Origin of the sequence: Bacillus sp. AY2-1 (assembly GCF_008368965.1) — a bacterium.
In the GTDB taxonomy this organism is placed as follows: domain Bacteria; phylum Bacillota; class Bacilli; order Bacillales; family Bacillaceae_G; genus Bacillus_A; species Bacillus_A thuringiensis_S.
The window spans coordinates 1-22,295 of the sequence record NZ_QPEL01000030.1 but is presented as its reverse complement, the minus strand read 5'-3'; the positions used below and the strand labels follow the sequence as shown (position 1 = coordinate 22,295).

Sequence of the window (22,295 nt, the reverse complement as noted above, 5' to 3'; positions counted from 1 at the left end):
GTGCTTAATTATGTCAGTATTAGATAATTTTGATCAGTGGAAGAGCTTTTTAGGAGATCGTTTAGAGCAAGCGCAAGGAAAAGGTTTAGACGGCGGTGCGGTATCAGATATGGCATTTCGTGTTGGCGACTACCTTGCTAATGAAGTAGAAGGGCGCAATGACCAAGAGAAATTATTAGCTGAGCTTTGGAAAGTTGCTGATGAACAGGAGCAACATACAATTGCAAACTTAATGGTTAAGTTTGTACAACATAAGTAAAAGTAGAGAGGAGATTCTCCTCTCTACTTTTTTTGTATAATAATTACACAGGATAGATTATACATTTAGCTTCCCTATTAAGGTGAAATCATATAATATAGTACGTAGGTGTAAAGTAAGCAAGGGGAGTGATCTTGGATGATTGAATGGTATTTTGAATATGAAATACATAAAAACCGACCTGGCTTGCTTGGTGACGTTTCTTCGTTAATCGGTATGCTCGGCATTAATATTGTCACAATTAATGGTGTAGATAATGCACGACGTGGGTTACTTCTTATGTGTGATAATCAAGAGCAAATCTCTAGACTTGAATCAATTTTAAATACGATGGATAACATAACGGTAACGAAATATCGTCCGCCCAAGCTAAGAGATAAGCTAGCGGTTAGGCATGGTAGGTACATACAACGAGATGCAGATGATAAGAAAACATTTCGATTTGTGCGTGATGAATTAGGCTTACTTGTAGACTTTATGGCAGAAATTATGAAAAAAGAAGGCCATAAACTAATTGGGATACGCGGAATGCCTCGTGTCGGAAAAACAGAATCCATTGTTGCTGCAAGTGTTTGTGCAAATAAAAGGTGGTTATTTGTATCATCTACTCTTATTAAGCAAACTGTTCGTAGTCAATTAATTGAAGATGAGTATAGCGATGACAATATTTTCATCCTAGATGGAATTGTGTCAACGAAGCGTGCCAACGAAAGACATTGGCAGCTCGTTCGTGAAATTATGAGATTGCCTGCAACGAAAGTTGTGGAACATCCTGATGTATTTGTGAGTCAGTCAGAATACACATTGGATGATTTTGATTATATTATCGAGTTGCGTAACGATTATGATGAAGAAATTCAATATAATTTAGTAGATGAAATTGAGCAAGGTACGCAAAATAATTTCTCTATGTTTGACTTTTAAAGAAATATTGAGGTGTTAGTAGTGACGGAATTGGGACAAAAGCTGAAAGAAGCAAGAGAAGCGAAAGGCTTGTCTATTGATCAGCTGCATGAAATTACAAAAATTCAAAAACGCCATCTAGTGGCAATTGAAGAAGGCAATTATGATGTATTGCCAGGAGCTTTTTATGCGCGTGCATTCATTAAACAATACGCAGATGCTGTTGGATTAAATGGAGAGGAACTGCTTGTAGAACATCAGAGTACGATACCACAATCTGAAAGGCGTGAAGTTCCACAAGTATCAACGGGACAAAAAACACAAGAAACAATGCAAAAATCTTCATCATGGCCAGTTGCAGATCACATGCCGAAAATCTTAGTTGCGCTGTTAGTAATCGCGGTTGGAGTCGTAATCTGGTTTGTGTTTCAAGCGTTAACTGGAAAAGATGATGAAAAAGTTCCGAGTGCTCAAAGTGAGAAAATTGAAGTTCAAAAAGCGAAAGATTCTCCGTTAGATACGAAGAAAGCGGAAGAGCCAAAGAAAGAAGAGCCAAAGAAAGAAGAGCCAAAGAAAGAAGAGCCAAAGAAAGAAGAACCAAAGAAAGAGGAGCAGCCAGCACCACCAACTGGACAGCAAGAAGTGAAAGTAGTTGGAACAACTGGTAAGGTATCTACTTTGGAAATTCATAATAATAAAACGTTAGAATTGGAAATTTCAGCGAAGGGTGCAAGTTATGTAGATGTTAAGGATGATGCGGGTAACGAAATTCTAAACACTACAGTACAAAGCGGTCAAACAGAGAAACGCGATGTATCAACATTAAAAGAAGTACGACTTAATATTGGAAGTGCACCGAATGTTGAAATTAAACTGAATGGCCAAGTGCTTGCTTTCCCGTTAGATCCACAAAAAGAATATCACCAAAGATTGGTGATTAAAAACCAAGGGATAGAGCAACCTGCACAATAACAGTCATCGCTTCGATGACTTTTTTTTCGATGAACAAATGTTTTTGATATGATGGAGGAATAGCTGTGAATTTACCAAATAAAATTACAATATCTAGAATCTTCTTAATTCCAATTTTTATGGTAATTATGTTAGCGCCCTTTGATTGGGGTTCATACAAAATTGGTGATGTTGATTTGCCAATTCAACATTTAGTAGGGGCACTTATCTTTATCATTGCTTCAGCTACAGATTGGATTGATGGACATTACGCAAGAAAGTATAATCTTGTAACGAATTTAGGAAAGTTTCTTGACCCATTAGCTGATAAATTACTTGTTTCAGCAGCACTTATTACATTGGTAGAGATGCAATATGTACCGGCTTGGATTGTTATTGTAATTATCAGTCGTGAGTTTGCTGTAACAGGTTTACGTCTTGTACTTGCTGGAACAGGGGAAGTAGTTGCGGCAAATCAGCTAGGGAAAATTAAGACATGGACACAAATTATTGCGATTGCAGCATATTTATTACACGATGTACCTTTAAATTTAATCCATATTCCAGTTGCTGATATCTTCATATGGATTGCATTAATCTTTACTGTTATTTCAGGATGGGATTATTTCTGGAAAAATAGAGCTGCTTTTGTAAACTCAAAATAGAAGTTTATGGGGGAATTAGGATGAATGCTGAGATTATTGCGGTTGGAACTGAATTATTACTTGGACAAATTGCAAATACAAATGCCCAGTTTTTATCTGAAAAGTTAGCTTCAATTGGAATTAACGTGTACTATCATACTGTTGTTGGTGATAATAATAAGCGACTGCAAAAGGCGATTGAAGCTGCGGAAGAACGTGCTGATATACTTATTTTTACAGGTGGATTAGGACCGACAAAAGATGATTTAACGAAAGAAACGATAGCGGCTAGTTTAGATGAAGCGCTTGTGTATGATGAAAAGGCATTAGCCTTAATAAGTAATTACTTTAAGCGTACAGGCCGTGAATTTACGGAGAATAATAAAAAGCAAGCGCTAGTCTTAAATGGAGCAACAGTATTTGCAAATGACCACGGTATGGCGCCTGGTATGGGGGTAAATAAGAACGGAAAAGTTTATATTTTATTACCAGGGCCGCCAAAAGAAATGAAACCAATGTATGTAAGTTACGTGGAGCCTTTTTTACGTAATTTTACAACAGGAGAAAACATTTATTCCCGTGTGCTTCGTTTCTTCGGTATCGGGGAGTCCCAATTAGAGGTGAAAGTTCAAGATTTAATTGATGGACAAACAAACCCAACAATCGCCCCGCTAGCAAATGATGGAGAAGTGACATTACGTTTAACCGCTAAGCATCAAAATGTTAGCGAAGCGGAGAAACTAATTCAACATGTGGAAGATTTGATTTTAGAAAGGGTAGGAGAATTTTTCTACGGATATGACCAAGAATTTTTGCATTATAAGGCAATCGAGTTATTGAAGAGAAAAGGGTTAACTTTAGCATGTGCAGAAAGTTTAACAGGTGGTCTTTTTGGAAATCAAGTAACTGAAAATGCTGGTGTTTCTTCTGTATTTAAAGGTGGTGTCATTTGTTATCATAATGATGTGAAGCAACATGTATTGCGTGTGCCTGAAGAAGTGTTGCATACTGATGGTGCAGTTAGTAAAGAATGTGCTCGTTATCTTGCTGAAAATGTTAAGGATTTATTAAAAGCGGATATCGGAATTAGTTTCACTGGGGTAGCAGGGCCAGATGCTTCAGAACAGAAAGAGCCAGGAACAGTATTTGTTGGATTGGCGATTAAAGGTGAACAAACTGCAGTTTTTCCTCTTAATTTAAGTGGAAGTCGTCAACAAATTAGAGAACGCTCGACAAAATATGGATTTTATCATTTATATAAAAAGCTAGAAGAGATATAAGTTTCTTCTAGCTTTTTTTATAGTTAAATTACGTATTTATGTAATGGAAAATAAAAAAAACGAATAAATGTTCGATTTTTGTTGGCAAATTGAATTGAAAATAGGTATAATAAGATTAGCAATTCAGTTAAGGAGGAATTTTGAATGAGTGATCGTCAAGCGGCATTAGATATGGCGTTAAAACAAATAGAGAAGCAATTTGGTAAAGGTTCAATTATGAAATTAGGAGAACAAGCGGAACGTAGAATTTCTACAATTTCAAGTGGTTCTTTAGCACTTGATGTGGCATTAGGGGTAGGCGGATACCCACGTGGCCGTATTATCGAAATTTACGGACCTGAAAGTTCAGGTAAAACGACAGTTTCATTACATGCAATTGCAGAAGTACAACGTCAAGGTGGACAAGCAGCATTCATCGATGCGGAGCACGCAATGGATCCTGTATATGCACAAAAATTAGGCGTTAACATAGATGAATTACTATTATCACAGCCTGATACAGGGGAGCAAGGATTAGAAATCGCGGAAGCTCTTGTACGAAGTGGTGCGGTTGACATTATCGTAATTGACTCTGTAGCAGCTCTTGTACCGAAAGCAGAGATTGAAGGCGACATGGGTGACTCACACGTAGGTTTACAAGCACGTTTAATGTCACAAGCACTTCGTAAGCTTTCAGGAGCAATCAACAAATCAAAAACAATTGCAATCTTTATTAACCAAATTCGTGAAAAAGTTGGGGTTATGTTCGGAAACCCAGAAACAACTCCAGGTGGTCGTGCGTTGAAATTCTATTCAACTGTCCGTCTTGAAGTGCGTCGTGCGGAGCAATTAAAGCAAGGTAACGACATCGTTGGTAATAAAACAAAAGTAAAAGTAGTGAAAAATAAAGTAGCGCCACCATTCCGTGTTGCTGAAGTTGATATTATGTACGGAGAAGGTATTTCAAGAGAGGGTGAAATCTTGGATATGGCTTCTGAGCTTGATATCGTTCAAAAGAGCGGTGCTTGGTATTCTTATAATGAAGAACGTTTAGGACAAGGTCGTGAAAATTCGAAGCAATTCTTAAAAGAGAATACGGACTTAAGAGAGGAAATTGCCTTCTTTGTTCGTGATCATCACGGAATTGGTGAAGATTCTGGTGTGGAAGACACGGAAGATGCAACTCTTCAAGATTAAAAAATAAAAGACACGGGTCCCGTGTCTTTTATTTTTTTACCTTCTATTAAAGGGGTATCTATCGTAGTGGTTAAAATATTTTTTTGACTCAAATGGGATGTGTAAAGAGGAATATTCATACGTTTTAAGGGAATAAAATGGTATTTACTAAGGTTTTCCAGGATAGTATGCTATCAATTTTTCAAATTCAGATAACATTAAGGACTGAAGGTAAAGAAAGTAAAAGTAGACAACGCTTGACAATGAAAATTACGATAGATACAATGAGAATGTATATTTTTTCTTATATACGATATACTCTTCTCAAGAAGAGAAGTAATATTCGGAGTAAGGTTTAAATCTTACCGAAATAATAATATGACATTTTAATTGTGAAATGAAGAAAGTCCCTTAAAAAAGCGGGACGACGGTCTTTGCTGTATATTGTAATTTAATGTACATGCCGACAGTCTTTTTTCATTCATAGCAAGGGGAGGTGAAATCATGAGTAGTACAGTTTGGATACTCATCTCCATTTTGCTTGCAACAACAGTCGGTGCAGTTGTTGGCTTTTTTGTTCGAAAGTCTATTGCTGAAGCGAAGATTAATGGTGCGGCTAATGAAGCGAAACGTATTTTAGACGAAGCGAATCGTGAGGCTGAAGCACTTAAGAAAGAAGCGCTTTTAGAAGCAAAGGATGAAATTCATACACTTCGTACAGAAGCTGAATTAGAAATTCGTGACCGTAGAAGCGAATTACAAAAACAAGAAAATCGTTTAATGCAAAAAGAAGAGAACCTTGATCGTAAAGACGAAACGCTCGATAAACGCGAGCAGCAGTTAGAGAAGAAAGAGGAATCTCTTGTAGCGAGACAACAACAGATTGAAGAGTTGGAAAGCAAAGTGGGAGAGTTAGTTCAAAAGCAACAAACAGAATTAGAGCGCATTTCCAATCTGACACGCGAACAAGCGAAAGCAATTATTCTTGGTAAAGTAGAAAATGAAGTTTCTCATGAAATCGCTGTTATGGTAAAAGAAAGTGAAGTTCGCGCGAAAGAAGAAGCGGATAAGAAAGCAAAAGAGATTTTATCTCTTGCAATGCAAAGATGTGCAGCTGATCATGTTGCTGAAACAACCGTTTCGGTTGTAAATCTTCCAAATGACGAAATGAAGGGACGTATTATCGGGCGTGAAGGTCGTAATATTCGTACGTTAGAAACGTTAACGGGTATTGACTTAATTATCGATGATACACCAGAGGCGGTAATTCTTTCTGGATTCGATCCAATTCGTCGTGAAACAGCTCGTATCGCTCTTGATAAACTAGTACAGGACGGACGTATTCACCCAGCGCGTATTGAAGAGATGGTCGAAAAATCAAGACGTGAAGTGGACGAGTATATTCGCGAAGTCGGAGAGCAAACAACGTTTGAAGTGGGTGTTCACGGATTACACCCAGATTTAATTAAAATTTTAGGTCGTTTAAAATACCGTACAAGTTATGGACAAAACGTCTTAAAACACTCTATGGAAGTTGCATATTTAACTGGACTTATGGCAGCAGAGCTTGGTGAGGATGAAAAACTAGCAAGACGTGCTGGTCTATTACATGATATCGGAAAAGCGATTGACCATGAAGTAGAAGGTAGCCACGTTGAAATTGGTGTTGAACTCGCAACGAAATATAAAGAGCATCCTGTAGTTATAAACAGTATCGCATCTCACCATGGTGACACAGAACCAACTTCTATCATTGCAGTTTTAGTTGCAGCAGCAGATGCTTTATCAGCTGCAAGACCGGGAGCTCGTAGTGAAACGCTTGAAAACTACATTCGTCGTCTTGAAAAGTTAGAAGAGATTTCAGAGTCTTATGAAGGCGTTGAAAAATCATTTGCAATTCAAGCAGGACGTGAAGTTCGTATTTTGGTAAAACCAGATACAATCGATGACTTAGAAGCTCATCGTTTAGCTCGTGATATCCGAAAACGTATTGAAAATGAACTGGATTACCCAGGACATATTAAAGTAACTGTTATTCGTGAAACACGTGCAGTGGAATACGCAAAATAAAGTGGTGAAACACCACTTTATTTTTTTGTGTTGGAATTGGATAAAATAAAGACAGTTATTTAGCATAAAAGTGAAACAAACTTATAATAAACATATTATAAGGAATTTACTTGATGCTATAGCAATAAAAAATGCAGTACATAGAAAGGGTAAGACATATGAGAATATTATTTGTTGGGGATGTAGTAGGATCTCCTGGTAGAGGTATGATTCAACAGTACGTACCGGCATTAAAGAAAAAATATACACCTACAGTAACAATCATTAATGGAGAAAACGCAGCAGGTGGCCGTGGGATTACAGAAAAAATATATCGAAACTTTTTAGAGTGTGGGGCACAAGCAGTTACACTTGGAAACCATGCTTGGGATAATCGTGAAGTATTTGAATTCATCGATGATGCAAAATATCTTGCAAGACCAGCTAACTTCCCAGAAGGAACTCCAGGAAAAGGACTTATCTTTGTGAACTGTAATGGAACAGAAGTTGCAGTTATTAACTTACAGGGGCGTACTTTCCTTCCTCCGATTGATTGTCCATTCCGTAAAGTGGATGAATTAATTAATATTGCGAAAAAACGTACGAATATTATCTTTATTGATTTCCATGCGGAGACTACAAGTGAAAAACAAGCGCTAGGTTGGTATGTAGATGGACGTGCTACAGCAGTAGTAGGTACGCATACGCATGTCCCTACAGCGGATAACCGTATTTTACCAAGCGGAACGGCATATATTACAGATGTTGGGATGACAGGGCCATATGATGGAATTTTAGGTATGGACCGAGAAGCAGTATTGAAGAAGTTTTTAACGAACTTACCGGTACGATTTGAAGTAACAAGTGGTAGAACGCAATTAAGTGCAGTGTTAATTGATGTGGATCCAAATACAGGAAAAGCAAAGAAAATTGAGCGCATTTTAATTAATGACGATCAACCATTTTTTGAGTAAATTTCCGTTAAATTTTAGATAAGTTATTATATTTTAATTTTTTAGAAAAATTACGAAAATTTAGCAGGAATACGCGCCATTCCTCGTGAATATAAGTTAAAGTGAAATAATTGCTAATACTTTTTAAAGAAACGAGGAGGAAACGCGGAATGGAAATATTAAAAGTTAAAGCAACGTCGGTCCCTAATTCTGTAGCTGGTGCACTTGCAGGTGTTATTCGCGAACGCGGAACAGCAGAAATTCAAGCTATTGGTGCAGGTGCATTAAACCAAGCGGTAAAGGCAGTAGCAATTGCAAGAGGGTTTGTAGCGCCTAGTGGTTTGGACCTAATTTGTATCCCAGCGTTTACAGATATTATGATTGATGGCGAAGAGCGTACAGCAATAAAATTAATTGTAGAACCTCGTTAAGTTTAAACAACCTGTTTGCAGTATGCAAACAGGTTGTTTTTATAATGGAGGAATGAAAATGAAAATTTTTGATGCTCATTGTGATGTGCTCTTTCAGTTATGGAGTGCAAAGGGAAAAAAGAATTTTAAAAACGATCCGCAATTACATATTACATTTCAACAGTTAAAGGAAAGACAAGGAAGTATACAATGTTTTGCAATATATGTGCCAGAAACAGTGACGTATGAAAAACGATTTGAAGCGGCATTACAAATGATAGATATTTTTTATAATGAAATTCTATCGCTACCAGGTGTGAGATTTATCCGAACGAAAGAGGATATAAATAGATTAAAACAAGACGAGGTTGGCGCGCTATTAACGTTAGAAGGGTGCGAAGCAATTGGCAAAGAAGCGATGAAATTACGTTTGTTTTATCGGTTAGGTGTACGTTCTTTCGGATTAACATGGAACTATGCGAATTTGTTAGCTGATGGGGCGCTAGAGACGCGTGGAGCAGGTTTAACTACTGTTGGTAGACAAGTTGTACAAGAGTTGAATACTTTGCAATTATGGACGGATCTATCACATTTAAATGAGAGAAGTTTTTGGGATGTGATAGAAATTGCAAATAACCCAATTGCATCCCACTCAAATTGTTATAAACTGTGTGAGCATCCACGCAATTTAAATGACGAACAAATTAAAGCGCTTATACAGAGAAATAGCATAATCGGTGTTACTTTTGTACCGCAGTTTCTAACAAGTGAAAGACAAGCAAATATAACAGATATAGTAAAACATATCGAATATATTTGCTCGCTAGGTGGAGAAAACAATATAGGGTTTGGTTCAGATTTTGATGGGATTGTAGATACGGTTGTCAATGTATCTGCCTACGGAGATTATGAAAATGTCATGAATGAGCTTTATAAATACTATGCTGCATCTACTGTAGAAAGATTTTTATATGATAATTTTGTTGAACATATGAGTTTTTAAGTTTTTGGTTTAAAATTCAGAATAATTAAAATTAACTCATTTGATTTTATTGCTTTTTTTAAGACCTAATACTAGAATGAAAAACAAAATAGCTTTATACTAAAGATTCAGGGAAATCAGAAGAGGCATAATTTGCGTCCGTTGTAGTTTATTTGCATAAAAAATGCTAAACTATTACTGTAAAAAAATACACTACAATGAATGCAGCCAAAAGGGGTGTAGGAGATGATTAGTCAACTTTCATGGAAAGTTGGAGGCCAACAAGGTGAAGGAATTGAAAGTACAGGAGAAATCTTCTGTATTGCATTAAACCGATTAGGATATTACCTATACGGTTACCGCCACTTCTCATCACGTATAAAAGGCGGCCATACAAATAATAAAATTCGTGTAAGTACAACAGAAGTACGAGCGATCTCAGATGATTTAGATATTTTAATTGCTTTTGACCAAGAAACAATTGATTTTAACTTCCACGAACTACGTCCAGGTGGAATTGTAGTTGCGGATGCGAAATTTAATCCAACAATACCTGATAATACAGATGTAAATCTATATGTGATACCGTTTACAGATATTGCTTCAGAATTAGGCACATCATTAATGAAAAACATGGTTGCTGTTGGAGCATCAAGTGCAGTATTAGGATTAGACGAAACAGCTTATTTAGATGTTGTTGAAGAAATCTTTGGTCGTAAAGGAGAGCAAGTCGTTCAAAAGAATATGAACGCAATTAAACGCGGCTCTCAATATATGAAAGAATTACTAGGTGAGAAAGTAAACATGATGCAGCTTGAAAAAGCTGATGGTAAAAAACGCATGTTTATGATTGGAAACGACGCAATCGCATTTGGTGCGGTAGCTGGTGGTGCTCGTTTTATGTCAGCATACCCAATCACACCTGCATCAGAAATTATGGAATACTTAATTAAAAAATTACCGAAAGTCGGCGGAACAGTAATCCAAACTGAGGATGAAATCGCAGCTTGTACAATGGCAATCGGTGCAAACTATGCTGGTGTTCGTACATTAACTGCATCTGCTGGTCCTGGTCTTTCATTAATGATGGAAGCAATCGGTTTAGCAGGTATTACAGAAACTCCATTAGTAATTGTTGATACACAACGTGGTGGTCCAAGTACGGGATTACCAACGAAACAAGAACAGTCTGACTTAATGGCGATGATTTACGGTACGCATGGTGAAATTCCAAAAATCGTAATGGCGCCAAGTACAGTTGAAGAAGCTTTCTATGACATTGTAGAAGCATTTAACTTATCTGAAGAATATCAAGTTCCTGTTATTTTCTTAACAGATTTACAGCTTTCGTTAGGAAAACAAACAGTAGAACCACTTAAATTAGATAAAGTGGAAATTCGTCGTGGTAAGCTTGATTTAGAAGCGGAATTACCAGAACGTGAAAATAAAGCATACTTCAAGCGTTATGAAGTAACTGAAGACGGCGTTTCACCGCGTGTTTTACCTGGTATGAAAAATGGTGTTCACCATGTTACAGGTGTAGAACATGATGAAACTGGAAAACCATCGGAATCAGCAATAAACCGTAAAGATCAAATGGACAAACGTTTCCGTAAAATGGAGAACTTGAAGTTTAATACCCCTGTTTATAAAAATGTTAAGCATGAAGAAGCAGACGTATTGCTTGTTGGATTTAACTCAACTCGTGGTGCGATCGAAGAGGCAATGACGCGTTTAGAACAAGAGGGTATGAAAGTAAACCATGCTCATGTACGTTTAATTCACCCGTTCCCAACAGCTGAAATCGATCCACTTGTGAAAAAGGCGAAGCGTGTTGTAGTAGTAGAAAACAATGCAACAGGTCAGCTTGCTAACATTATGAAAATGAATCTTGGTAATGGTGAGAAAATTTCTAGTCTTTTAAAATATGATGGAAACCCATTCTTGCCGAAAGAGATTTACAACGAATGCAAAAAAGGGGTTGTATTAAATGGCAACATTTAAGGACTTTCGTAACAGTGTAAAGCCAAACTGGTGCCCAGGTTGCGGAGACTTCTCAGTGCAAGCTGCAATTCAACGTGCGGCAGCTAACGTTGGTTTAAATCCAGATGAACTTGCTGTTATTTCTGGTATTGGCTGTTCAGGCCGTATTTCAGGTTATATTAATTCATATGGTGTGCATAGTATTCATGGTCGTGCCCTTCCGATTGCACAAGGTGTAAAAATGGCAAATCGTGATTTAACAGTCATCGCTTCAGGTGGTGATGGTGATGGATTTGCGATTGGTATGGGACATACAATCCATTCTATTCGTCGTAATATCGATATTACGTACATCGTAATGGATAACCAAATTTACGGATTAACAAAAGGGCAAACTTCACCACGTAGTGAAGCTGGATTTAAAACGAAAAGCACACCGCAAGGTTCAATTGAACCATCACTAAATGTAATGGAAATGGCTTTAACAGCTGGTGCGACATTTGTGGCGCAAAGCTTTTCGAGTGATTTAAAAGAATTAACACAAATTATTGAAGCTGGTATTAACCATAAAGGATTTTCATTAATTAACGTATTTAGCCCATGTGTTACTTACAATAAAGTAAATACCTACGATTGGTTTAAAGAGAATTTAACGAAACTAAGCACAGTAGAGGGATATGATCCATCTAATCGCATGATGGCTATGCAAACTTTAATGGAAAATAACGGTTTAGTAACAGGTTTAATTTATCAAAATACTAAGCAACCATCATATCAAGAACTTGTTAAAGGCTATAGTGAAGAGCCTTTAGTGAAATCTGATTTAAATATGGATCAGAAAATGTTTGATGAGCTTGTTGCTGAATTTATGTAATATAAGAAGAGGAGGTTGCCATGTGGCAACCTTTTTTTATTAGAAAAATATAGGGTAGTCTTATTTACTTAGAAAATTCAGAATGGTAAAATAATATATAAATCGTTGTATGAAAATGGCAAGTTCATTGCTTATGAAATGTAAGATAATAAAGGGCCTCTGTATTGTTAAAATTGGCGAAACAGGTCATACTATGGTAATGTTTATAGGGATAAAGCAATATGCTTTTGGGTAGGACAACAAGAAATAATAAAAAGGGAATGTCTATTTGCGTGGGGAAGACTTCATTCTTATGAATGATTAGATTGATTACTCAAGTTTCAAAGGACAAGTTATCTCTCAAGCTATCTAACCATTTTTGAGGTGAGTCTAGGCGCATTAAAATGGACTATAGAGTGTGTATAGTTAAGGGTGAAAGGAGATTACCGATGAACGAGCAACAACGATTAGCAAGTCAACAAGCAAATTCCTCTACGAAAAAAGAAGAGAAAGATTATAGTAAATACTTTGAAAGTGTATATCAACCACCTTCCTTAAAGGATGCGAAAAAGCGAGGGAAAGAAGAAGTTAAAATTGAACGGGATTTTGGCTTACCTGAAGAGTTTCGCAATTTTGGTACAGGAAGAAAGTTCTATATTCGTACATATGGTTGTCAAATGAATGAGCATGATACGGAAGTAATGGCAGGTATTTTCACAACGCTTGGATATGAACCAACTTTTTCGACTGAGGATGCAGATGTAGTTTTATTAAATACTTGTGCAATTCGTGAAAATGCTGAAAATAAAGTGTTTGGTGAACTAGGCCATTTAAAGTCACTAAAGCGAAGAAATCCGGACCTTTTAATTGGTGTATGTGGTTGTATGTCTCAAGAAGAATCTGTTGTAAATAAAATTATGCAAAAAAATCAGCATGTAGATATGGTATTTGGAACGCATAATATTCATAGATTACCGTACATTCTAAAAGATGCGATGTTCTCGAAAGAGACGGTAGTTGAAGTATGGTCAAAGGAAGGCGACGTAATTGAAAACCTTCCGAAAGTACGTCGTGGTGATATTAAAGCTTGGGTAAATATTATGTATGGCTGTGATAAGTTCTGTACGTATTGTATTGTACCGTATACGCGCGGAAAAGAGCGGAGCAGACGTCCAGAAGATATTATCCAAGAGATTCGTCATTTAGCTGCGAATGGTTATAAAGAAATTACATTACTTGGACAGAACGTAAATGCATATGGTAAAGACTTTGAAGATGTAGAATACGGTCTTGGTGATTTAATGGACGAACTTCGTAAAGTTGATATTGCCCGTATTCGTTTTACAACGAGCCATCCACGTGATTTCGATGATCACTTAATTGAAGTGCTTGGCAAAGGTGGCAACTTAGTAGAACATATCCATTTACCAGTTCAATCTGGAAGTACAGATATGCTGAAAATTATGGCGCGTAAATATTCACGTGAGCATTATTTAGAACTTGTAAGAAAAATTAAAGAAGCAATTCCAGATGGAGTATTAACAACAGATATTATCGTTGGTTTCCCAAATGAAACAGATGAGCAATTTGAAGAAACGATGTCGTTATATCGTGAAGTAGGATTTGATACTGCCTTTACATTTATTTATTCTCCTCGCGAAGGTACACCAGCTGCAAAAATGAAAGATAATGTACCTATGGAAGTGAAGAAAGAACGTCTTCAACGCTTAAATACACTAGTAAATACGTTGGCAATTGAAAAGAATAGTCGTTACAAAGGTCAAATTGTAGAAGTGTTAGTTGATGGGGAAAGTAAAAATAATCCGGAAGTACTTGCAGGTTATACTCGCACGAATAAACTTGTAAACTTCGTCGCTTCAAAATCTTTAATTGGTCAGCTTGTGAAAGTAAAAGTAACGGAAGCAAAAACTTGGTCTCTTAACGGGGAATTAGTTGAAGAGCCGATTGAGGTGAAATAATAGATGAAAGTATATTCGAAAGATGACATTGTTGAACAAGCAAAAGAATTAGCAAAAATGATTTCTGAAACAGAAGAAGTTGATTTTTTTAAGAAAGCAGAGGCGCAAATTCATAAAAATGAAAATGTAAAGCGCGCAATCGATGAAATTAAAGCACTGCAAAAACAAGCAGTAAACTTGCAGCATTACGGGAAGTGGGAAGCTTTAAAAAAGGTAGAAGCTGAAATTGATGCATTGCAAGATAAGTTAGACAGTATTCCAGTCGTACAAGAATTTAAATCTTCACAAACATATGTAAATGACTTATTACAGTTAGTTGCTAGTACAATTTCTAACAACGTAACAGATGAAATATTAATTTCAACTGGTGGCGATGTACTTAAGGGTGAAACTGGCGCAGCGGTAGAAAGTAAAAAAGGAAATTGTGGTTGTTAAAGAGATGTCATATTGACATCTCTTTTTTTTAGTTGATTAAACGTAAGTTCTTCTCAAAAAAAGAATGACACATTCCGCTATTGTCACGCATATGATTAAGTGAATAGTGATTGAGGAGGGTTACGAATGTCCGAATTTAGAGAGATTATTACAAAAGCAGTGGTTGGAAAAGGACGTAAGTATACAAAGTCAACGCATACATGTGAATCGAATAATGAACCAACAAGTATTTTAGGGTGCTGGGTAATTAACCACTCGTACGAAGCAAGAAAGAATGGGAAGCATGTGGAAATTGAAGGTTTCTATGATGTGAACACTTGGTATTCATTTGATGGAAATACAAAGACTGAAGTTGTAACAGAACGCGTGAACTACACGGACGAAGTAAGCATTGGTTATCGTGATAAAAACTTTTCTGGTGACGATTTAGAAATTATTGCTCGTGTTATTCAGCCACCAAATTGTTTAGAAGCGCTTGTATCACCAAACGGTAATAAAATTGTTGTAACTGTAGAACGTGAATTTGTAACAGAAGTAGTTGGAGAAACGAAAATTTGTGTAAGTGTAAATCCTGAAGGCTGCGTAGAATCAGATGATGATTTCCAAATTGCTGATGATGAATTTGAAGAATTAGATCCGAACTTTATCGTTGATGCAGAAGAAGAGTAATAGAAAGCTAGGGAGAAGTTCTTCCTAGCTTTTTACTTTACATAAGTGGCGCTGAATGAACATGATTCTTTATGAAATATGTTATAATGAAGATAGACTCCTGAAATAGGAGATATGGATGTCCGTGAAATGTGACATATATGAAAATTGATTACTATGTAAGAATTATGGAGGAAAAGTATGACGCAATATACCCCTATGATACAGCAATATTTAAAGGTTAAGGCAGACTATCAAGATGCCTTTTTATTTTTCCGATTAGGCGATTTTTATGAAATGTTCTTTGAAGATGCCGTTAAAGCAGCTCATGAACTTGAGATTACATTAACGAGCCGAGATGGTGGCAGTAGTGATCGTATACCGATGTGCGGTGTACCGCATCATGCAGCTAAAAACTATATTGAACAACTTGTTGAAAAAGGATATAAAGTTGCTGTTTGTGAGCAAGTGGAAGATCCAAAAACAGCTAAAGGTGTAGTGCGCCGTGAAGTAGTACAACTAATTACGCCAGGAACGATGATGGAAGGGCGTACAATTGATGAGAAAGAAAACAACTTCTTAGCCGCATTAACACATTTTGAAGATGGATCATATGCTTTAGCTTGTAATGATTTAACGACTGGACAAAATACAGTAACGTTGTTAACTGGTTCAGTAGAAGATATTTTATTGGAAGTGTATGCAACTGGTTCAAAAGAAATTGTTGTAGATTCTTCATTTTCTAAAGATGAATTAAATAAATTAACTGAAACGTTAAAAATGACAATTTCATATGAAGATGCAACGGCAATTCCTGAAGGATTAGAACATCTTGTGAAAAATGTTTCGCAAGCAAAGTTAATTAAAGCAATTGGACGCTTATTTAACTATTTGATAAGAACGCAAAAACGTTCATTAGATCATTTACAGCCTGTAGAAATTTATTATACGAATCAATTTATGAAAATTGATGTGCATTCAAAGCGAAATTTAGAGCTGACAGAAACACTTCGAACGAAAGAAAAAACAGGATCATTATTATGGCTATTGGATAAAACAAAAACAGCTATGGGTGGTCGTATGTTAAAACAGTGGATGGAACGTCCACTTATTCAGAAAGAAAAAGTTGAAGAGCGTTTAGAAATGGTTGAAACATTTGTAAATGATTACTTCTTACGTGAAGATTTAAAAGAAAAACTAAAAGAAGTATATGATTTAGAACGTTTAGCAGGAAAAGTTGCATTTGGTAATGTCAATGCAAGGGACTTATTACAGTTAAGACGATCTTTACTTCAAGTACCAGCTATTTTAGAAGCGATTAGTTTGTTAGATAATGCTTATGCAGCAAGGTTAATTCAAGGAGCGGATCCATGTGAGAGCTTAACTGAATTACTAGGAAGAAGTATTCAAGAAAACCCACCGCTTTCTATTAAAGATGGAGATATTATTAAAGACGGTTATAATGACAAGCTTGATCAATATCGTTACGTTAGTAAAAACGGAAAAACGTGGATCGCTGAGCTTGAAAAACGAGAGCGTGATATTACAGGAGTTAAATCGTTAAAAATCGGGTACAACCGTATTTTCGGCTACTACATTGAAGTGACGAAGGCGAATCTTGCAGCACTTCCAGAAGGCCGCTACGAACGAAAACAAACGCTTGCTAATGCTGAACGTTTCATTACAGATGAACTGAAAGAAAAAGAAACGTTAATTTTAGAAGCAGAAGAAAAAATTGTACAGCTAGAATACGATTTATTTACAGCACTTCGTGAAGAAGTAAAAGTATTTATTCCGAAATTACAACATTTAGCAAAAGTAATTAGTGAATTAGACGTACTGCAAAGTTTCGCGACAGTTAGTGAAGAAGAACAGTTTGTAAAACCTGTACTAACAACGAAGCGTGAAATCTTTATTAAAGATGGTCGTCATCCTGTCGTTGAAAAAGTATTGAACGGAAAATTGTATGTACCGAATGATTGTATTATGCCAGAGAAGATGGATGTCTTTTTAATTACAGGACCGAACATGTCTGGTAAAAGTACGTATATGAGACAGTTAGCACTTGTAACGGTTATGTCACAAATTGGTTGTTTCGTACCAGCGACAGAAGCAGTATTACCTGTATTTGACCAAATCTTTACGAGAATTGGTGCAGCAGATGATTTGATTTCAGGTCAAAGTACATTTATGGTCGAAATGTTAGAAGCGAAAAATGCAATTGCAAACGCATCAGAAAGAAGTTTAATTTTATTTGATGAAATTGGACGAGGTACATCTACGTATGATGGCATGGCACTTGCACAGGCAATCATTGAACATATTCATGACCAAATTGGGGCAAAAACGTTATTTTCTACACATTATCATGAATTGACTGTGTTAGAAGAGAGTTTAGATCAACTGAAAAATGTACACGTTTCAGCAATTGAAGAGAATGGTAAAGTAGTATTCCTTCATAAAATTCAAGATGGAGCAGCAGATAAAAGTTACGGAATCCACGTTGCGCAACTTGCAGAGCTTCCAGATAGCTTAATTGCCCGCGCGAAAGAAGTGTTAGCACAACTAGAAGGACAAGAAGAAATTATTATTCCAAAGCGTGTAGAAGTGAAAGTGCAGGAGCAAGAAGTTATTCCAGAACCTGTAGTTGTAAAAGAAGAGCCAGTAGAAGTACTAGAGGCGAAAGTAGAGACTGAGGAAGAATCACAACTATCTTTCTTTGGAGGAGAACAGTCTTCGAAGAAACAAGACAAGCTTGCGTTAGATCAAAAAGAAACAGCAGTACTGGCGCAAATTAAAAAAATTGATTTACTTGATATGACGCCTTTAGAAGCGATGAACGAACTGTATCGCTTACAGAAAAAGTTAAAGAAAGGATGAGTAAGTAGATGGGGAAAATTCGCAAACTCGATGACCAACTCTCTAACTTAATTGCGGCAGGAGAAGTAGTAGAGCGTCCTGCTTCAGTCGTAAAAGAACTTGTGGAAAATTCTATCGATGCGAATAGTACATCTATTGAAATCCACTTAGAAGAAGCTGGTTTATCGAAAATTCGCATCATTGATAATGGAGATGGCATTGCAGAAGAAGATTGCATCGTAGCTTTTGAACGACATGCGACAAGTAAAATTAAAGATGAAAACGATCTGTTTCGCATCAGAACACTCGGTTTCCGTGGTGAGGCATTGCCGAGTATCGCCTCAGTTAGTGAATTAGAATTAATCACTAGCACAGGTGATGCACCTGGTACACACCTTATTATTAAAGGTGGAGACATTATAAAGCAAGAGAAAACCGCGAGCCGAAAAGGAACAGATATTACAGTACAAAACTTATTCTTTAATACACCAGCGCGTCTTAAATATATGAAAACCATTCATACAGAGCTTGGTAATATTACAGATATTGTGTATCGTATTGCAATGTCACATCCAGAAGTATCGTTAAAGCTGTTTCATAATGAAAAGAAATTGCTTCATACGTCAGGTAATGGTGATGTAAGACAAGTACTTGCATCGATTTACAGCATTCAAGTTGCGAAGAAACTTGTTCCGATTGAAGCTGAATCTTTAGATTTCACAATTACAGGCTATGTAACATTACCAGAAGTAACGAGAGCATCTCGAAATTATATGTCAACAATCGTAAATGGCCGTTACGTTCGAAACTTTGTATTAATGAAAGCAATTCAGCAAGGATATCATACATTACTGCCAGTCGGACGATATCCAATCGGATTTTTATCGATTGAAATGGATCCAGTGCTTGTTGACGTTAACGTACATCCTGCAAAATTAGAAGTTCGTTTTAGTAAAGAACAAGAATTGCTAAAGCTTATCGAAGAAACATTGCAAGCTGCATTTAAAAAAATACAGCTCATTCCAGATGCAGGCGTAACAACGAAGAAAAAAGAAAAAGACGAGAGTGTGCAAGAACAGTTCCAGTTTGAGCATGCGAAGCCGAAAGAACCATCCATGCCGGACATTGTTTTACCAACTGGCATGGATGAAAAACAAGAAGAACCGCTGCCTGTGAAACAGCCAGCACAACTGTGGCAACCGCCGAAACAAGAATGGCAACCACCACAGTCGCTCGTAAGAGAAGAACAAAGTTGGCAGCCATCTACTAGACCGATAATGGAAGAACCAATTCGAGAAGAAAAATCGTGGGACAGTAATGAAGAGGACTTTGAATTAGAGGAATTGGAAGAAGAAGTTCAGGAAATCAAAGAGATTGAAATGAACGGTAATGACTTACCGCCACTTTATCCAATTGGACAAATGCATGGAACATATATTTTCGCTCAAAATGATAAAGGCTTATATATGATTGATCAACATGCTGCGCAGGAACGTATCAACTATGAATATTTCCGTGATAAAGTAGGAAGGGTAGCGCAAGAAGTACAAGAACTGCTTGTACCGTACCGTATCGATTTATCTCTTACTGAATTTTTACGTGTTGAAGAGCAACTAGAAGAACTGAAAAAAGTCGGTCTATTCTTGGAGCAATTTGGCCATCAATCCTTTATCGTCCGCTCGCACCCAACGTGGTTCCCGAAAGGACAAGAAACAGAAATTATCGATGAAATGATGGAGCAAGTTGTTAAACTAAAAAAAGTTGATATTAAGAAATTACGTGAAGAAGCAGCCATCATGATGAGCTGTAAAGCATCTATTAAAGCAAATCAATATTTAACGAACGATCAAATATTTGCTTTGCTGGAAGAACTACGTACAACAACAAACCCGTATACATGCCCGCACGGAAGACCGATTCTTGTGCATCATTCTACTTATGAGTTGGAGAAGATGTTTAAGAGGGTTATGTAGAGTGAATGTCAAAAAGGAAAAATTAATTAGACTAGGGAAAAATTAATTAGACTAGAGAAAAATCAAAAAGAAATAATTTATTTTTGTTATTATTTTGGAAAAGTTATGAGCTGAGAAAACGAAGCGATTGAAATAAGTCGCTTCGTTTTTATTAATTTTTTAGGTTCTAATGTAAGTAGGTATTGTCGTCAAGGAAAGAAAAGGAAATACCTCGAAACGAAAAAAGCTGAATTCTCATAAGTAAATGTGAAAATAGTTAATTTTGGATATCCCAACTTTATAGGAACTATACATGATTTTTTAAATCACTTTTTTACTTCTAAGGCGTATCAAGAATTATATCCAAATAAAAAAGCGTTATTAGATGAAGAGGAGATGTATAAAGAAAAATTCGCTGAAATTTTCAGTGAATATAGTTCCTCTTTTGCCCCTACGACTCGAATAAAAGAAACATATTTAGAATTTTTAAATGATGGTAGCCTAGAGTTAATAGGCGAGTGCAATGAGTGGTGTCGAGAAGAGGTGGTTAATACCTTTAGGGATTTGTTAGAAATGGGGATATTTAGGCATAATGATACTATATCATTTTCAAATTGGTATATAAAAAAGTACGAACATCGTATTAAGAACGCATTTGGAAAACGGTTTTTGTGGGCATTTATTGATGAAACACAAGATACAAGTGAGATACAATATGATTTATTAATGAGAATATTTAATAATGGATTAACAATACTACAAAAATTTGGAGATCCATATCAAGCGCTGTATACAATGTTTGGAAAAGGGGAAGATGCTTGGGTACCATCTAGAGAAACGATACCGCAACTTGAATTATCATATAGTACACGTTTTGGTGAGAGCATCGCAAAAGTTTTAAGGACTACTTGTATTGAAAAATATGAAGTACTAAGAGGAAATCCTAATAAAAAATCATTTAAACCGTACCTATTATTATATAACTCTAAAAATAATGTTATAAATGAGTACTTAAATTTAGTAAAGAGTTTATCAGATACTAATACAGAGTTTAAGTGGAGTACCAAAAAAATAGGAGCAGTAGGTTTAATGCATGATGAAGTGAAAAATTATTATACTAGGTATAAAAGAAACAGTGATGTAAAGCCAAAAACAGAAACGATAATTAAAAATTTTTATGAGATAGTAATGAAAGGGTTACTAATGTATGTGAAGCATACAAATGATCGGTTACCGAAGGGAAAATCAGCATATTCTCTTAATTACTTTAATAATTTATTGAGACAAGAAAAGTTTATAGATATAAAGTCTAAGATAGCGGTGTGTATAAAAGAAATTTATGGTGCTGAGGGAGTTGTAAACGAGGATATTAAGGAAGAAATCGTTAAAATATATAAAAGAATTATTGAATTAGAAGAGATGATACTTAATAATGAAGATTTATTAAATCATTGTACAGAACGTGTATGTAATAGAATTGAGAGGAATTATATTAGTTATAAGCGAGGACAACAGCTCATCCAAAATGACCAGATGTTAGATATAGAATTGGTAGAACAAGATATTTGCTTTGGAACAGTTCATTCCGTTAAAGGTGAGACTCATAAAGCAACACTTCTTTTAGAATCAAAGATAAGGAAAGGGGATTTTAATAATCCAGACATATTCTATGATTTTACGGAGATTTTTGACTTTTTAATTGGAAATTATCGTAATTATGAAACTGAATCTGGATATTTACCTGAGGTAATTAGGGATGCACTAAAAACAGCTTATGTAGCGTTAAGTAGGCCGACACATTTAGCTGTGGTGGCTATAAATAAGATGAATTTAGGAGATTCAGTAGATGAAAAAAGGGGAATGGCTATTGAAGCTGGATGGGAAGTTATAGATGTTAATTAAAATTCTAAGAATATTTGTAAGTGACAAATATTAAAATGAAATAGGTATTCTTCTCAACGTGTAAAATGAAAATATAATTGTTTAATTTTGATTTAGGA

The 22,295-nt window shown here is 36.1% G+C and carries 18 protein-coding genes; all 18 read left to right on the top strand.

Features of this window, described 5'->3' with window-relative positions; genetic code table 11:
* The first annotated feature begins 10 nt into the window (after positions 1–10).
* The gene (locus DN403_RS08255) at positions 11–259 is read left to right on the top strand and encodes a DUF3243 domain-containing protein (RefSeq protein WP_000114444.1); all 249 of its coding nucleotides are present in this window, start codon (positions 11–13) and stop codon (positions 257–259) included.
* 138 nt (positions 260–397) lie between these two features.
* Positions 398–1,183, top strand: coding sequence for a DUF3388 domain-containing protein (locus DN403_RS08250; protein ID WP_000574107.1), 786 nt, complete (start codon positions 398–400; stop codon positions 1,181–1,183).
* A 21-nt stretch (positions 1,184–1,204) separates the two neighbouring features.
* Entirely contained in the window at positions 1,205–2,134 is a 930-nt protein-coding gene (locus DN403_RS08245) for a helix-turn-helix domain-containing protein (protein WP_063675622.1), read from the top strand.
* Between the two features lie 65 nt (positions 2,135–2,199).
* The gene (gene pgsA / locus DN403_RS08240) at positions 2,200–2,778 is read left to right on the top strand and encodes a CDP-diacylglycerol--glycerol-3-phosphate 3-phosphatidyltransferase (protein WP_001052967.1); all 579 of its coding nucleotides are present in this window, start codon (positions 2,200–2,202) and stop codon (positions 2,776–2,778) included.
* Positions 2,779–2,798: 20 nt separating this feature from the next.
* Positions 2,799–4,037, top strand: a complete 1,239-nt coding sequence (locus DN403_RS08235; protein ID WP_000990684.1) for a competence/damage-inducible protein A — start codon at positions 2,799–2,801, stop codon at positions 4,035–4,037.
* Positions 4,038–4,181: 144 nt separating this feature from the next.
* On the top strand, positions 4,182–5,213 hold the full coding sequence (recA, locus tag DN403_RS08230) for a recombinase RecA (protein ID WP_001283853.1): 1,032 nt from the start codon (positions 4,182–4,184) through the stop codon (positions 5,211–5,213).
* A 483-nt stretch (positions 5,214–5,696) separates the two neighbouring features.
* Positions 5,697–7,262, top strand: coding sequence for a ribonuclease Y (rny, locus tag DN403_RS08225; RefSeq protein ID WP_000099770.1), 1,566 nt, complete (start codon positions 5,697–5,699; stop codon positions 7,260–7,262).
* Positions 7,263–7,420: 158 nt separating this feature from the next.
* Entirely contained in the window at positions 7,421–8,215 is a 795-nt protein-coding gene (locus DN403_RS08220; protein ID WP_001221092.1) for a TIGR00282 family metallophosphoesterase, read from the top strand.
* Positions 8,216–8,364: 149 nt separating this feature from the next.
* On the top strand, positions 8,365–8,625 hold the full coding sequence (spoVS, locus tag DN403_RS08215) for a stage V sporulation protein SpoVS (RefSeq protein WP_000404341.1): 261 nt from the start codon (positions 8,365–8,367) through the stop codon (positions 8,623–8,625).
* A 22-nt stretch (positions 8,626–8,647) separates the two neighbouring features.
* A complete protein-coding gene (locus tag DN403_RS08210; protein WP_003279695.1) occupies positions 8,648–9,607 on the top strand; it encodes a dipeptidase in 960 nt (319 codons plus the stop codon).
* Between the two features lie 225 nt (positions 9,608–9,832).
* Positions 9,833–11,590, top strand: coding sequence for a 2-oxoacid:acceptor oxidoreductase subunit alpha (locus tag DN403_RS08205; protein WP_000625429.1), 1,758 nt, complete (start codon positions 9,833–9,835; stop codon positions 11,588–11,590).
* The gene (locus DN403_RS08200) at positions 11,577–12,443 is read left to right on the top strand and encodes a 2-oxoacid:ferredoxin oxidoreductase subunit beta (RefSeq protein WP_000190155.1); all 867 of its coding nucleotides are present in this window, start codon (positions 11,577–11,579) and stop codon (positions 12,441–12,443) included. Before DN403_RS08205 ends, DN403_RS08200 begins: the two co-directional genes overlap by 14 nt.
* A 428-nt stretch (positions 12,444–12,871) precedes the next feature.
* Positions 12,872–14,401 carry a tRNA (N6-isopentenyl adenosine(37)-C2)-methylthiotransferase MiaB gene (gene miaB / locus DN403_RS08195; RefSeq protein WP_149185389.1) on the top strand — a complete coding sequence of 510 codons (1,530 nt, stop codon included), beginning with the start codon at positions 12,872–12,874 and terminating at the stop codon, positions 14,399–14,401.
* A gap of 3 nt (positions 14,402–14,404) precedes the next feature.
* A complete protein-coding gene (locus DN403_RS08190) occupies positions 14,405–14,836 on the top strand; it encodes a YlbF/YmcA family competence regulator (RefSeq protein WP_000870460.1) in 432 nt (143 codons plus the stop codon).
* Positions 14,837–14,962: 126 nt separating this feature from the next.
* The gene (cotE, locus tag DN403_RS08185) at positions 14,963–15,505 is read left to right on the top strand and encodes an outer spore coat protein CotE (RefSeq protein WP_001288799.1); all 543 of its coding nucleotides are present in this window, start codon (positions 14,963–14,965) and stop codon (positions 15,503–15,505) included.
* A 180-nt stretch (positions 15,506–15,685) separates the two neighbouring features.
* Complete coding sequence (gene mutS / locus DN403_RS08180) at positions 15,686–18,364, top strand: DNA mismatch repair protein MutS (RefSeq protein ID WP_000195989.1); 2,679 nt, start codon at positions 15,686–15,688, stop codon at positions 18,362–18,364.
* Positions 18,365–18,372: 8 nt separating this feature from the next.
* Entirely contained in the window at positions 18,373–20,316 is a 1,944-nt protein-coding gene (mutL, locus tag DN403_RS08175) for a DNA mismatch repair endonuclease MutL (RefSeq protein ID WP_149185388.1), read from the top strand.
* Positions 20,317–20,562: 246 nt separating this feature from the next.
* Positions 20,563–22,197, top strand: coding sequence for a UvrD-helicase domain-containing protein (locus DN403_RS08170; protein ID WP_016077345.1), 1,635 nt, complete (start codon positions 20,563–20,565; stop codon positions 22,195–22,197).
* The last annotated feature ends 98 nt before the right edge of the window (positions 22,198–22,295 follow it).